This is a genomic window from Stenotrophomonas sp. YJH_SMC_19 (assembly GCF_059367915.1).
Genome location: NZ_JCAFRI010000021.1, coordinates 30,661 through 44,635, shown reverse-complemented (window position 1 = coordinate 44,635; position 13,975 = coordinate 30,661). Strand labels below are relative to the sequence as shown.

The window sequence follows — 13,975 nt, the reverse complement described above, 5'->3', positions numbered from 1 at the left end:
GCCGCTGGCCGGCAAAGGGGTCAAAGCCCATTCCTGCGGAAAGGGATCCGCCCCCGGTCCTCAATGCCCGCCGTCGAGCGCCTTCAACTCGCTGACCAGCGAGGCTGCCGCTTCGGCACCGTCGCCATACAGCATGCGGGTGTTGTCGGCGTAGAACAGCGCATTCTCGATGCCCGCGAAGCCCGTGCCCTTGCCGCGCTTGATCACCACCACGTTGCGCGCATTGACCACGTCCAGCACAGGCATGCCGTAGATCGGGCTGGCCGGATCGGTTCGTGCGACCGGATTGACCACGTCGTTGGCGCCGATCACCAGCACCACGTCGGTGTTGGCGAACTCCGGGTTGATGTCGTCCATGTCCGCGATCAGGTCGTAGGGCACACCCGCCTCGGCCAGCAGCACGTTCATGTGCCCCGGCATGCGCCCCGCTACCGGGTGGATCGCGAACTTCACCTTCACCCCGCGCTGGCCCAGCCGCTGCGCCAGCTCCCAGATCTTGTGCTGCGCCTGCGCCACGGCCATGCCGTAGCCAGGCACGATCACCACGCGCTCGGCGAAGGCCATCATCGCGGCGACGTCAGCCGCTTCGATCGGCTTCTGCGAGCCGCTGATCGCCTGCGCTTCGCCACCAGCACCACCGCCGAAGTTGGAGAACAGCACGTTGCGGATCGGCCGGTTCATCGCCTTGGCCATCAGCCGGGTCAGCAGGATGCCCGCCGCGCCGACCATCATGCCGGCGATGATCAATGCTTCGTTGCCCAGCACGTAACCTTCGAACGACACCGCCAGGCCGGTGAACGCGTTGTACAGCGAGATCACCACCGGCATGTCGGCGCCACCGATCGGCAGCGTCATCAGCACGCCCAGCGCCAGCGCAAGTACGAAGAAGGCGACGATCGCCCAGGTGCTGAGCGTGCTGGCGGCGATGATCGCCAGTACCACCACCGCCAGCGCCACCAGCAGGTTCATCACCTGCTGGCCCGGCCAGGTCACGCGCTTGTCCAGGCGTCCATCCAGCTTGGCCCAGGCGATCACCGAGCCGGACAGCGACACCGCGCCGATCGCTGCGCCGACCACCGCCAGCAGCAGCACCGTGCCCGACGGCTGGCGCGCGGCCAGATCGGCCAGCGCCTGCGCGCTCCAGTGGCTGGTATCGCGGTTGGCAAGGAAGGCGTAGCGCAGCAGCTCCACCGCGCCGATCGCCGCCGCCGAGCCACCGCCCATGCCGTTGTACAGCGCCACCATCTGCGGCATGTCGGTGATGGCAACCTTGCCGGCCGACCACCAGGCCAGGCCCGCGCCCAGCAGCAGCGCCACCAGGATCAGCGGCACGTTGTGCAGTTCGGGAAGGAAGAAAGTGGCCGCCGTGGCCAGCAGCATGCCCAGCCCGGCCCAGCGGATGCCGCTGCGCGCGGTCAGTGGCGAGGCCATGCGCTGCAGGCCCAGCAGGAACAGCGTGGCGGCGACGAGGTAGCTGGCCTTGACCAGCCAGTCGAGCAGTTCGACGGTGCTGATGTTCAAGCCTGCGGCTCCTTCGGCTCGTCCTTGCCGCCCTTGGGCGCGCTCGGCTTGAACATTTCCAGCATGCGCGCGGTGACCACGTAGCCACCGGCGGCATTGCCGGCACCCAGCACCACGGCGAGGAAGCCCAGGACCTTCTCCAACGGTGTCTGTGCGTGCCCCAGCACCACCATCGCGCCGATCAGCACGATGCCGTGGATGAAATTGGAGCCCGACATCAGCGGGGTATGCAGGATCACCGGCACCCGCGAAATGATCACGTGGCCGGCGATGGCGGCCAGCATGAAGATGTACAGCGCTACGAACCCGTCACTCACTGGCAACGCTCCCGCTCTGTCTTCGTCGGCCCATCATAACCATGGGCTGAACCCGGCGTGCACCCGGCGTCAACCGAAGCGGCGCTCACGCGTTGTCGATGGTGACCCCGAGCGAGGAACCGTACCCTGTGCTGGTGAGCAGCCCCGTCCCCCCGAGCGCCGAGACCGATGCCCTGCCGGCATCGCTGGAAGCGTTCCTGGCCACCGTCGGCCCGCGCGCGTTCCGCTTCGCCGAGGCCGGCCTGCGCCAGCGCGAAGACGCCATGGACGCGGTGCAGGACGCGCTGCTGCGCATGCTGGACTACGCCGACAAGCCGGCAGCCGAATGGGCGCCGCTGTTCTGGAGCATCCTGCGCCGGCGCGTGATCGACGTGCAGCGCCGGCGCCGCTTCCGCCTGCCGTTCTGGCGCGACAACCAGGACGCGCAAGGCGGCGAGATCGACTGGGCCGATCCCGGCCCGGACCCGGCACAGGCGCATGAACAGCGCCAGCAGTACCAGCAGCTGGTGGACGCGTTGCGCCGCCTGCCCGCCCGCCAGCGCGAGGCCTTCACCCTGCGCGTGCTGCAGGACCTGGACGGGGCCACCACCGCCCGCGCCATGGGCTGCAGCGAAGGCGCGGTAAAAACCCATCTGGCACGCGCCCGGCAGGCGCTGCAGGACTACCTGGAGATCCACCCGTGAACCGCTCCCTGCCTTCCGATGACACCCTGCGCAGCCTGCACGCGCAGTCGCTGCACGCGCTGTCGCCGGCTACGCTGGCACGCCTGCGCCAGGCCCGACACGGCGCCAGCGCGACCCGGCACGGGCGCCTGCGCTGGTGGCTGGCCAGCGCCTGTTCACTGGTGGTGGCGCTGGGTATCGGCCTGCAGTTCACCGGCCATGGCACGCTGACGGGCCCCGCGCCGGCACCTGTGCTGGCCTCGGTGGAAGACAACAGCGCGCTCTACGACGAAAATCCCGATCTGTACCTGTGGCTGGGCGATACCGACCTGGCGATGGAGTGAATCATGTCCCGACTGCACACCCTGCCCCTGCTGATGACCCTGTTGCTGCTGCCGGCCCTCCCGGCGCTGGCGCAGAGCGCCGCGCCCGCCCCTGCGGCACGCCCTGCGCCGGCCACGCCGCTGCCGGCCTGGGAACAGTTGAGCGAAGCGCAGCGGGAATCGCTGCTGGCGCCACTGCGCGACCGCTGGAACAGCGCCGATGCCGGCCAGCGCCAGCGCATGCTCTCGCATGGCCAGCGCTGGCAGACGATGAGCCCGGAGGAGCGCGACAAGGCCCGCCGTGGCCTGCGCCGCTTCGAGCACATGAGCCCGGAACAGCGTGAACAGGCCCGGGCCCTGTTCGGCCAGATGCGGGAACTGCCGCCCGCGCAGCGCGACGCACTGCGCGAGCGCTGGTCGCAGATGACGCCGGAACAACGCAAGGACTGGGTGCGCGACAACCCACCGCCGGCGAAGCCGCGCTGAAACGCCGCGGGGAACGGGGTCAGAGCCCTTTGCTGAGGCAAAGGAATCCGCCCCTTGGCAGATTCCGGGAACCAGGGTCAGATCCCTTTGCCAGAGGCAAAGGGATCTGACCCCATGTCGTTCACGCCTGCCAGCGTGTCTTCGCCAGCAGCTCGTCTTCCCAGTCGAAACCAAGCTGCCCTTCGCGCACGAACAGCGCGACGAAGTTGAGCAGGTTGCGCGCATACATCTCGCTGGCCTGGGTGGCGCCGCGGCTGGCCAGGCCCAGCGGGCCGTCGATGGTCACGCCCTGATGCTCGATGCACTGCCCCGGCTGGGTCAGTGCGCAGTTGCCACCGCTCTCGGCCGCCAGATCGACCATGACGCTGCCGGTGGCCATGCCCTCCACCATCGCGGCAGTCACGATCGTCGGCGCCGGTCGCCCCGGCACCGCTGCAGTACAGATCACCACATCCACGCTGCGCAGGTGGTCGGCCAGCCGGCGCTGCTGCTCGGCACGTTCCTCTTCGGTCAACGCACGCGCATAGCCGCCTTCACCGGCCGCGCTCACGCCAAGATCGAGGAAGCGCGCGCCCAGCGACTGGATCTGCTCGCGGGTTTCCGGACGCACGTCGAAACCTTCCACCTGTGCACCGAGACGCCGGGCAGTGGCAATGGCCTGCAGCCCCGCCACGCCGGCACCGATCACCAGCACCTTGGCCGGACGCACGGTGCCGGCAGCGGTGGTCAGCATCGGGAAGAAACGTGGTGCGCGTTCGGCGGCGATCAGCGCGGCCTTGTAACCGGCCATGCCGGCCTGCGAACTGAGCACGTCCATCGCCTGCGCACGGGTGGTACGCGGCAGCTGCTGCAGCGGGAACAGGTGCAGGCGGTCATCGGCAGCCAGTGCCGCCAGGCCCGGATCACTGGCCGGGGTCAACAGGCCAACCACGGTGGCACCCGGCTTGAGCTGTTCAAGCACCGCCGCCGGCGGCGCCTGCACGCACAACAGGATGTCGATTTCGGTCCAGCGCCCGGCGTCGAATGCGCGGGCACCGGCATCGTCATAGGCTGCATCGGTGAAACCTGCGGCCAGACCGGCACCGGCCTCGTACCAGACGGTAATGCCGAGGGCGCCGAGCTTGCGCGCGGTTTCCGGCGTCAGCGCCACGCGCCGTTCGCCCGGCGCGGTCTCCTTGATCCCCAGCAACGCCACGGCCATGCAGGTCCCCGCTGATCGGTGAGTTTTCCCGATCCTAGCAGGCGGCTCCACTCAGTGCAGCGTGGCGCTGCCCGGGTCCAGCCGATCGATCACACCCTGCATCGCGCTGTCGAACGCACCGTCATCCACATGGGCGCGCAGGCGTCCCAGCCGCACCATCACCGCCAGTTCCTCCGGCGAGGCCACGCAGAAGCGCACGCCGCGACGGTTGACGAACAGCAGGCGCGAGGAAATCGGGCTGACCCAGGACAGCTTGCCGGCCTGCACCTTGCCGTCCTTGTCGACGAAGTCCAGCCAGTTGCCGATCTCCATGCGACGGAAGCGATCGGCGTCGGCATTGTCGAAATCATCGGCATCGATCTGCCCGCCCAGTTCGACCGCCGGCGATTCGGCCACCGGCGGGGTCGGTAGTGCCACCTGCGGCAGTTCCGGCAGCGCGCGTTGCAGTTCCGGCCGCGATTCGGCAATGCCCTGCAGGGTGTCATGCAGGGCATCGATGGCGCCGGTGGCGGCGTCGCCATGCACGCCCACGCTGGCGAACACCTTGGCCAGCGCCGGCTGCCAGGTCTGCAGCCACGGCTTGCCGACGATCTGGCGGCGGGCCTCGGCCACTTCCTCCAGCAGCCCGTCGCCCAGGCTCAGCGCTTCGGCCACCGATGCGCCCTCCTCGCCTTCGCGCAGCAGCGCCAGGGTCAGGTGGTGCTGCCATGGCTGGCGCAGGAATTCAGCGATGGCCGGCGGCAGGGTGGCATCACCAATGCGGCGGTCCAGCTCGGCGCCGGCACGGGTACGGGCCATTTCCAGCTTTTCCTGGCCACGCTGCGTTTCGGCGGCGCGACGCTCGGCGATTTCCACGCGGCGACGATGCTGCACGAGGAACTCGCGGAATTCTTCTTCCAGGGTCAGGAAGATCGCCAGGTTCTCGTTGAACTCGGCGACCAGGCGCTCGATGATCTCCTCGACCTTGGCCATCAGCATGCGCTCGGCCTGGCTTTCGCCGGTGTTGCCTTCGCAGGCCTCGGCCAGCGAGTTGAGCAGCTTGCGCGCCGGATGGGTCTTCTGCACGAACATGCGACGGTCGAGCATGGCGACCTTGACGAACGGCACCACCAGGCGGCCGATCAACTCGCGCGAGCGGCCTTCCAGTTCGCGCTCGTCCAGCATCACGTCGAACAGCATGCCCACCAGGTCGATTGCATCCTCGTCCTGCGGGTCCAGCCGGGTCTGGCCCGGGTCGACACCGAGACGGGTGGCGCTGGACAGCACTTCGCTCTTCAACCGCTGCGCCAACGATTCGCCGTCCTCGCCGATCGCTGCGCGCAGGGTCGCGCTGGGCGTGGCCTGCAGCAGCGACAGCACCGACATCATCTCGCGCTGGCTGAGCGGACGCTGCTGGCCGATCGCCACCTGTGCGGCCGACGTCGCGTCCTCGCGCACGTGGCGGGTCTGCTGCAGCAGTTCGTGCAGCGCCTCCAGCAGCATGCCCTGCTGGCCCGCATGGGCCTCGCCGGTGCCGCTGCCTTCGGCGCCCAGGTGCTGCTGCATGTGGCCACGCCGCTCGGACCAGCGTGCGGCAAAGCGCTGCGCCCAGGCCGGCGCGGCCTGCTCGTCATCACCGAATTCGCCGTCCAGGCCCGAGCCCGGGCGCTGCTCCACCAGGTCATCCAGGCCCGAGGCCATGCGCGGGTCGGGCGCGGCCGACGGCGGACGCCGCGGCGCCCCCATCTGCGACATCACCCCGGCCGCGGCCAGTTGCTCGTCCAGCTTCTCGTAGATGCGACCCACCGGCGCGCGCAGGTCGCGCTCGCACAGCTTGATCAGCACCAGGTGTACTTCCGGGGCCAGTTCACAGCCGGCAAAGGCTTCGTGGATGGCCACGCCCAGGTGTTCGGGGCTGATGGGATTATGGTCGGCATCCAGTTCGGCGCCGCCGACCAGACGGCCCAGGCGACGGTCGAGCCGCGCCAGCACCGGCTTGAAGTCACGCAGCAGCACCGTGGCGAAATTGCGCACCGCCAGCCGCGACTCCAGCACGTGCTCGGCCAGCAGGCTCAGGCCATCCTCGGCTGGGCCGGACAGCGTCGATTCGGCCGACATGGGCTCACCACTGGCCAGCGCATCCCAGGCCCGCTGCAGGTGGCCAGAGAAGGCACCGGCAATGTCCTCGCGGCGGCGGCGCAGTTCGCGCATCGCATCCAGGAACAGCAGCTGCGACGAACCGGCATTGCCGGCCCGGTCGAACAGGGCATCGTCGAAGCGCGCCAGTGCCGCGCCAAAGGCCTGGCACAGCGCGGGCAGGACCATGTCCCGGGCACGCTGGAGCTGGGCCGGGTCACGGCCCGGCGATCCCATCGGTGTGGGCGCGCTCATCATTCGGGAAGGCTCCCCACCTTCTCTGGTACGACAGACAACGTGGACATCGCGACAACCGGCACACCCCATGTACCGGTACGTCGATGGTAGGCCGGCCAGCCCGTCACGGACAGTGAAACAGTCCTCACTTCAAACCTCATGACCGGCGGCCCGGCAAGGTAGATATCGTAAGCCGTGCAAGGCCTGCGAGGCGAGGGGAAGCGGCCGTCCGTTTCCCGCCAGTGGCATGACGTTCATCACAGTTTGGTATTCAAAGGCCAGACGCGACACAGACGGTGTCTTTGACCACCCCGACTATAATCAAACCTCCGTGATGACCGGTTCAGACTCCATGCCCGACCCCGCCGCCCTGCTCGCCCTGGATGCCCGCCGCTCTGTGCCTTCGCGGCAACTGGCCGAGCCCGGCCCGGACCCGGCCACCCTGCAGCGGATGCTGGCTTCGGCAGTGCGCGTGCCCGATCACGGCAAGCGCGTACCGTTCCGCTTCCTGAAGATCGCCGGCGATGCACGTCACACTCTGGGCGACTTCCTGGCCGAGCGCAGCCGCCAACGCGACCCGCATGCGGGCGAGGCCGTGTTCGAGAAGGATCGCCAGCGTTTCAGCCATGCGCCGCTGGTGATCGTGGTGGTGGCCAGCCCGCGCCCGGACCCGAAGGTCCCCGAGCAGGAGCAGCTGATGACCGCCGGCTGCGTCTGCTTCGCCCTGCTGCAGGCCGCACAGGCGCTGGGCTTCGGCGCGCAGTGGCTGACCGCCTGGATGGCCTTCGACCCCGCCGTGCACGCCTACCTGGGCCTGGCCGAGGGCGAAGGCATCGCCGGTTTCATCCATATCGGCACGCCGAAGGCCGCCGTGCCCGAGCGCGAGCGTCCGGACCCTGCCATCCTGCTGCGCGACTGGACGCCTCCGGCATGACCCTGCCGGTACCACCGCCGTCGCTGTACCTGGTCGACGCCAGCATCTATGTGTTCCGCGCGTGGCACTCCCTGCCCGACCAGTTCCAGGACGCGCAGGGCTGGCCGACCAATGCCGTGCACGGCTTCGCCCGCTTCCTGCTGGACCTGCTCGAGCGCGAACGCCCGCGTCACATCGCCATCGCCTTCGACGAAGCGCTGGACAGTGGCTTCCGCCACCGCCTGTACCCCGCCTACAAGGCCAACCGCGACCCGGCGCCGGAGGCGCTCAAGCGCCAGTTCGTGCACTGCAAGGCGCTGTGCGCAGCGTTGGGCCTCGCCGTTCTGGCCCACCATGAATACGAGGCTGACGACCTGATCGGAAGCGCCCTGCATGTGCATCGTGGCAGCCACCGCGGCGTGATCATCTCCGCCGACAAGGACCTGTCGCAGCTGCTGCTGGATCACGACGAGCAGTGGGACTACGCACGCAACCAGCGCTGGAACGTGGCCGGAGTGAAGGCGCGGCACGGCGTGCACGCGCACCAGATCGCCGACTACCTGGCGCTGTGCGGCGATGCGGTGGACAACATTCCCGGCATCAGTGGCGTCGGCAGCAAGTCCGCCGCCGTGCTGCTGGCCCATTTCGGCAGCATGGATGCACTGTACGAACGCCTCGACGAAGTGCCGTTCCTGCGCCTGCGCGGCGCCGCCCAGATGGCGGTGCGCCTGCGCGAGCAGCGCGAGCACGCCCAGCTCTGGCGCCAGCTGACCACCATCGCGCTGGACGCGCCGCTGGAAGGCAGCCAGCCCGGCCTGTTGCGCCAGGCGGCCGATCCCGAGCTGCTCGGCGGCCTGTGCCAGACCCTGCGCTTCGGCCCGATGACCCGCCGCCGGCTGTTCGATGCCGCCGGCGTGCCCGATATTCTTCCCACCCACAGCGAGCCCGCATGAGCCAGCGCAACACCGAAGCCCCGCGTGTCGTCTATGAAGGCAAGTACCAGCGCATGCTGGTGCGCGGCACCTGGGAATACAGCGAACGTACCCATGCCGGTGGCCTGGCCGCGATCATCATCGCCGTCACCCCGGAGGACAAGGTGCTGTTCGTGGAACAGTTCCGCGTGCCGCTGCAGGCACCCACCATCGAGATGCCGGCCGGCCTGGTCGGCGACATCCACGCCGGCGAATCGATCGAAGTTTCGGCCGTGCGCGAACTGGAAGAAGAAACCGGCTGGACCGCCGATCACGCCGAAGTGCTGCTGATCGGCCCGACCTCTTCCGGCGCCAGCAGCGAGAAGATCGCCTTCGTGCGCGCGACCGGCCTGCGCCGCGTTGGCGAGGGCGGTGGTGACGACAGCGAAGACATCATCGTGCACGAGATTCCGCGCAGTGAGGCAGCGGCCTGGCTGGTGCAGAAGATGGGCGAAGGCTACGAGCTGGACGCCAAGCTCTGGGCCGGGCTGTGGATGATCGAGCACCATCTGGACGGACGCCCGCGTGGCTGACGCCGACCTGCACGCGCTGCCGGCGCTGCTCGGCGCAGACGACCCGGCGATCCATACGATCCACCGGCCTCAGGGTGCCTCGCCGTACCTGCTGCTGGCCGATCATGCCGGCCAGCAGGTGCCGCGTGTCCTCGCAGGCCTGGGCTTGCCGCAGGCCGAACTGGACCGCCATATCGGCTGGGACATCGGCATTGCCGGCACCACCCGCGCACTGTCCGAACGGCTGGATGCCTGGGCCATCGAACAGACCTATTCGCGGCTGCTGATCGACTGCAACCGCCCGCTGGCCTCGCCGACGCTGATTCCGGAAGTAAGCGACCACACCGTCGTGCCGGGCAATGCCGGGCTGTCGGCGGCACAGCGGCAGCAGCGTATCGATGCGATCCACGCGCCCTACCACGCGCGCATCGACGCGGAACTGGACGCACGCCGCGATGCCGGCCGCCCCACCCTGCTGGTGATGATGCACAGCTTCACTCCGGCGATGAACGGCGCGCAGCGACCGTGGCATGTCGGCGTGCTGTACCACCAGGACACGCGCTTCGCCCATGCTTTGCTGCAGGCACTGCGCGAGGAAGGCGACCTGGTGGTGGGTGACAACGAACCATATTCGGTCAGCAGTACCAGCGACTACGCGGTACCGGTGCATGGCGAAGGCCGTGGCCTGGTGCACGTGGAACTGGAGATCCGCCAGGACCTGATCGCCGATGTGGCTGGGCAGCAGGCGTGGGCGGAGCGGCTGGCGCGGATCTTCAGCGCATTGCAGCCGCAGTTGCTGGCGTTCGGTTGAACGCACGTGGATCCATCCCGGATCGGTAGCGCCGGCCGCTGGCCGGCAACCTCAGGGTAGTTGGATCAATGTGTTTGCCGGCCGGCGGCCGGCACTACCGCAGGCGTGGCACATCCACCACCCACGCCAGCGCCTTCAATCATGCATCGCTGACCGGGCAGACGGTGGCGGCCGATTCGACCGGCGCCGGGCGCAGGCCCAGCGCGATCACCACGCCAAGCGCGGCGAACAACGCGGCGCCGTACTGTGCATTGACCATGCCCTGCAGGGCGTCGGCACTGGTTGCGGCCTGCGTGCCGCGCGCGGCGTTGGCCACCATCACCAGCACCGCAAGACCTAGGGCACCGCCGATCTGTTGCGCGGTAGCCGCCATGCCAGATGCGACACCCTGCTGTGCGGCCGGCACTCCCTGCCCGGCCACGATCCACATCGCCGTCCAGCTCATGCCCTGGCCGATGCTGAGCACCACGATGCCCGGCAGCAGCGGCCAGTAGCTGGCACCGTGCGGCATCGCCAGCGCCACCGCGGCAATGCCGATGGCACCGGCGGCGAAGCCCCAGGCCAGTACCTGCCGTGGCGAACGGCGCCGCAGCATGCGTTCGGCAATACGGATGCCGAAGGTGCACACCAACGTCGGCAGCAGGAAGGCCATGCCGGCCTGCAGCGGGCTCCAGCCATAGCCATCCTGGAAGTAGAGCGCCAGGAAGTAGTACTGCACGCCATAGCTGCTCATGAAGGCGAAGGTCAGGCCGAGTGCCGCACGCAGGCCCGACAGGCGCAACAGCGAAAACTGCATCAGCGGGTCACGGCTGCGTTTTTCGATCTGTACGAACACCGTCAACAGCACGGCTGAAAGCAGCAGGCAGATCAGCGTGGCCGGTGCCGTCCAGCCCCACTCCGGCCCTTGAACCAGGGTAGTGACCAGCAGGCTGCCGCCGGCGGTGACGGTCAGGCAACCGGCCAGATCGAAGGAGCGGCCGCGCACCCTTGGACCATCGGACGGCAACCACGCACCGGCTGCGACCGCGCACGCCGTGGCCAGCGGCACGATCACCGCCAGCACCGCCGGCCAGCCGAACGCCTGGGTCAGCACGCCACCGAGCAGCGTGCCCAGCGCCAGGCCGACCGCACTGGCCATGCTCCAGATCGCCAGCGCGCGGTTGCGCACCGGGCCTTCGGCGTACAGCGTGTTGATCAGTGCCAGCGTGGCGGGGAACAGCAGGGCCGCACCGACGCCCTGCGCGGCGCGCGCGATGATCAGCCAGGTCGCATTCGGCGCCAGTGCGCCAAGCAGCGACGCCAGCGCGAACAGCAGCATGCCCAGCCGGTAGAAACGGCGGCGACCGATCAGGTCGGCGGCGCGGCCACCCAGCAGCAGGCTGCCACCGAACGCCACGGTGTAGGCACTGACCACCCACTGCAGCTGCTGCGCGTTGATCTGCAGCGCGCGGCCCATGTCGTGCAGGGCGACGAAGATGATGGTGGCGTCCAGGGCGATGATCAGCTGCGCGGTGGCCAGCAGGGTCAACGCCCAGCGCGGGTATTTGAGGGGAGGCATCGGCGGTCTGGATCGATGGGGGAGCGCAGTCTCATTGATGCGACCGAATCAATAAACCCCCTGCCCACCATTTCTGTCATGATTTTCCGCATGAATGCAGCCTCGATGGACCTCAATGCGGTGCGCATGCTGGTGCAGGTGGCCGAAGCGCGCAGTTTCACCGTGGCCGCCGGTCAGCTGGGTCTGAGCCAGTCCGGCCTGTCCCGCGCGATCGGGCGGCTGGAAGCCACGCTGGGGGTGAAGCTGCTGCAGCGGAACACCCGCAACGTGGCGTTGACCCCGGATGGCCGCCAGTTCGTGGAACAGGTGGCACCGTTGTTGACCGGCCTGGACGATGCCGAGCGGCAACTGGCCGACCGCCCGTGCACGCCCTCGGGTACATTGAAGATCAGTGCGCCGTCGATGTTCGGGCGCAAGGTGCTGGTGCCGATGCTGGCGCCATTACTGGAACAGCATCCGCAACTGCAGGTGGAAGCCGTGCTCAGCGACCGCCTGGTCGATCTGGTCGAGGAAGGCTTCGATGCCGCGCTGCGCACCGGCGTCATCGCCGACCAGCGCATCGTCGCGCGGCCATTGCGGCCGCTGCGCTGGGTGACGGTGGCCAGCCCCGCGTATCTGGCCCGCTGTGGCGCACCGGACGATGTGGCCGCGCTGCAGGATCATGCCTGCCTGGCGGTGCGCAACCTGCGCAGTGGCCGGCTGGTGGACTGGCAGTTCCTGCAGGACGGGCAACTGCGCGAGTTCACGCCGCCGACGCGGATGGTGTTCGACAGCGGCGATCCGCTGGTGGAAGCGGCCATCGCCGGCATCGGCATCGTGCAGGTGATGGATTTCGCGGTGGCCGATGCGTTGGCCGACGGCCGCCTGCAGCGCGTGCTGCAGCCGTTCGAGGGCCGCAGCCGCGCGCTGTCACTGATCTACCCGCCGTCGCGCCAGCATTCGCCGAAGCTGCAGGTGCTGGCCGACGCATTGCTGGCCGGGGATTGGTAGCGCCGGCCGCTGGCCGGCGCCTGCAGGAATCCACCCGTTTCAGGTTTGCCGGCCAGCGGCCGGCACTACCAGGCTGTGGTCGATCCACGCCATGCGTGGACGAGGGTTGGTAGCGCCACGCATGGCGCGGCGCTACCGGTGCGGCGTTGCCGGCCAGCGGCCGGCACTACCAGGCTGTGGTCGATCCACGCCATGCGTGGATGAGGGTTCATAGCGCCGCGTATGACCGGCGCTACCGGTGCGGCGTTGCCGGCCAGCGGCCGGCACTACCAGGCTGTGGTAGATCCACGCCATGCGTGGATGAGGGTTGGTAGCGCCGCGCATGGCCCGGCGCTACCGGTGCGGCGTTGCCGGCCAGCGGCCGGCACTACCGATCAGGCGAAGCTGTCGGTGGCGCGCACCAGCGCGTCCACGTTCTCGGCCTCGAACGCCGAATGGCCCGAGGCCGGCGTGATTTCCAGCTTCGCCTTCGGCCAGACCTTGGTCAGGTCCCAGGCGTTGGCCAGCGGGCAGACCACGTCGTAGCGGCCGTGCACGATCACGCCGGGAATATCGGCGATGCGGTGCGCGTCGCGCAGCAGCTGGTCTTCCACTTCGAAGAAGCCGCCGTTGACGAAGTAGTGGTTCTCGATGCGGGCAAACGCCAGCGCGAAGTGCGGGTCTTCGTGGCTGTTGATGAAGTCGTCATCGACATGCAGGAAGCTGGTCGCGCCTTCCCACACCGCCCACGCCTTGGCCGCTTCCAGGCGGGTGGTTTCGTCGTCGCTGGTCAGGCGGCGGTGGAAGGCCGAGATCAGGTCATGGCGCTCCACCGACGGGATCGGCTTCAGGTAATGCTCCCACGCATCCGGGAACAGGCGGTTGGCGCCTTCCTGGTAGAACCATTCCAGTTCCCAGCGACGCAGCATGAAGATGCCGCGCAGGACCAGTTCGGTCACGCGCTGCGGATGGGTTTCGGCATAGGCCAGCGCCAGGGTCGAACCCCAGCTGCCACCGAACACCTGCCAGCGATCGACCTTGAGGTGTTCGCGCAGCTTCTCGATATCGGCAACAAGGTCCCAGGTGGTGTTGTCCACCAGGTCGGCGTGCGGGGTGGAACGGCCGGCACCGCGCTGGTCGAACAGGATGATGCGGTACTTGGACGGGTCGTGGAACTGGCGCATCTTGTCGCTGCAGCCACCGCCCGGGCCACCGTGCAGCATCACCACCGGCTTGCCGTCCGGGTTGCCGCACTGTTCGAAGTACAGCGTGTGGCGGTCGTCGACCTTCAGGGTGCCGACGTCATAGGGGGTGATGGCGGGGTACAGCGTACGCATGCTTGCAGCTCCAGGGTGATGCCCTGCCGGGGCAGGAGAACC

General features: G+C 68.7%; 14 protein-coding genes. 8 read left to right on the top strand and 6 right to left on the bottom strand.

Going from position 1 to position 13,975, the window contains the following annotated elements:
• Positions 1–60: 60 nt before the first annotated feature.
• Entirely contained in the window at positions 61–1,521 is a 1,461-nt protein-coding gene (locus AC5P5R_RS18070; protein WP_005412324.1) for an NAD(P)(+) transhydrogenase (Re/Si-specific) subunit beta, read from the bottom strand.
• Entirely contained in the window at positions 1,518–1,838 is a 321-nt protein-coding gene (locus AC5P5R_RS18065) for an NAD(P) transhydrogenase subunit alpha part 2 (protein WP_060380535.1), read from the bottom strand. Before AC5P5R_RS18065 ends, AC5P5R_RS18070 begins: the two co-directional genes overlap by 4 nt.
• A gap of 98 nt (positions 1,839–1,936) precedes the next feature.
• Between AC5P5R_RS18065 and AC5P5R_RS18060 the strand changes: the two genes are divergently transcribed.
• The 3 genes from AC5P5R_RS18060 to AC5P5R_RS18050 are packed head-to-tail and all read left to right on the top strand — an operon-like array spanning position 1,937 to position 3,309.
• Positions 1,937–2,521, top strand: a complete 585-nt coding sequence (locus tag AC5P5R_RS18060; protein WP_099498133.1) for an RNA polymerase sigma factor — start codon at positions 1,937–1,939, stop codon at positions 2,519–2,521.
• The gene (locus tag AC5P5R_RS18055; protein ID WP_012479218.1) at positions 2,518–2,844 is read left to right on the top strand and encodes a hypothetical protein; all 327 of its coding nucleotides are present in this window, start codon (positions 2,518–2,520) and stop codon (positions 2,842–2,844) included. The genes AC5P5R_RS18060 and AC5P5R_RS18055 overlap by 4 nt, the downstream gene beginning before the upstream one ends.
• Positions 2,845–2,847: 3 nt before the next feature.
• Positions 2,848–3,309 (top strand): DUF3106 domain-containing protein, encoded by a 462-nt coding sequence (locus tag AC5P5R_RS18050; protein ID WP_012479217.1) that lies wholly within the window; start codon positions 2,848–2,850, stop codon positions 3,307–3,309.
• Positions 3,310–3,430: 121 nt separating this feature from the next.
• On the opposite strand, the gene AC5P5R_RS18045 is transcribed toward AC5P5R_RS18050, so the two are convergent.
• Positions 3,431–4,510, bottom strand: coding sequence for an NAD(P) transhydrogenase subunit alpha (locus AC5P5R_RS18045; protein ID WP_043033778.1), 1,080 nt, complete (start codon positions 4,508–4,510; stop codon positions 3,431–3,433).
• Positions 4,511–4,561: 51 nt separating this feature from the next.
• Entirely contained in the window at positions 4,562–6,883 is a 2,322-nt protein-coding gene (gene pacR, locus AC5P5R_RS18040) for a PacR family protein (RefSeq protein ID WP_043033779.1), read from the bottom strand.
• 331 nt (positions 6,884–7,214) lie between these two features.
• Here pacR and AC5P5R_RS18035 point away from each other — a divergent pair, with 331 nt between their 5' ends.
• From AC5P5R_RS18035 to AC5P5R_RS18020, 4 genes are read left to right on the top strand one after another with little or no spacing between them, the layout of a single operon-like run.
• Positions 7,215–7,796, top strand: a complete 582-nt coding sequence (locus AC5P5R_RS18035) for a nitroreductase family protein (protein ID WP_043033804.1) — start codon at positions 7,215–7,217, stop codon at positions 7,794–7,796.
• The gene (locus AC5P5R_RS18030; protein ID WP_005408166.1) at positions 7,793–8,728 is read left to right on the top strand and encodes a 5'-3' exonuclease; all 936 of its coding nucleotides are present in this window, start codon (positions 7,793–7,795) and stop codon (positions 8,726–8,728) included. Before AC5P5R_RS18035 ends, AC5P5R_RS18030 begins: the two co-directional genes overlap by 4 nt.
• Entirely contained in the window at positions 8,725–9,279 is a 555-nt protein-coding gene (locus tag AC5P5R_RS18025; RefSeq protein WP_005408165.1) for an NUDIX hydrolase, read from the top strand. The genes AC5P5R_RS18030 and AC5P5R_RS18025 overlap by 4 nt, the downstream gene beginning before the upstream one ends.
• Positions 9,272–10,069, top strand: coding sequence for an N-formylglutamate amidohydrolase (locus tag AC5P5R_RS18020; protein ID WP_060380826.1), 798 nt, complete (start codon positions 9,272–9,274; stop codon positions 10,067–10,069). Before AC5P5R_RS18025 ends, AC5P5R_RS18020 begins: the two co-directional genes overlap by 8 nt.
• 139 nt (positions 10,070–10,208) lie before the next feature.
• On the opposite strand, the gene AC5P5R_RS18015 is transcribed toward AC5P5R_RS18020, so the two are convergent.
• On the bottom strand, positions 10,209–11,627 hold the full coding sequence (locus AC5P5R_RS18015) for an MFS transporter (RefSeq protein ID WP_060380825.1): 1,419 nt from the start codon (positions 11,625–11,627) through the stop codon (positions 10,209–10,211).
• A 105-nt stretch (positions 11,628–11,732) separates the two neighbouring features.
• Here AC5P5R_RS18015 and AC5P5R_RS18010 point away from each other — a divergent pair, with 105 nt between their 5' ends.
• Positions 11,733–12,617: a LysR family transcriptional regulator gene (locus AC5P5R_RS18010; protein ID WP_060381100.1), complete on the top strand. Its 885-nt coding sequence runs from the start codon at positions 11,733–11,735 to the stop codon at positions 12,615–12,617.
• Between the two features lie 374 nt (positions 12,618–12,991).
• On the opposite strand, the gene pip is transcribed toward AC5P5R_RS18010, so the two are convergent.
• Positions 12,992–13,933, bottom strand: coding sequence for a prolyl aminopeptidase (gene pip, locus AC5P5R_RS18005; protein WP_014646006.1), 942 nt, complete (start codon positions 13,931–13,933; stop codon positions 12,992–12,994).
• Between the last annotated feature and the right edge of the window lie 42 nt (positions 13,934–13,975).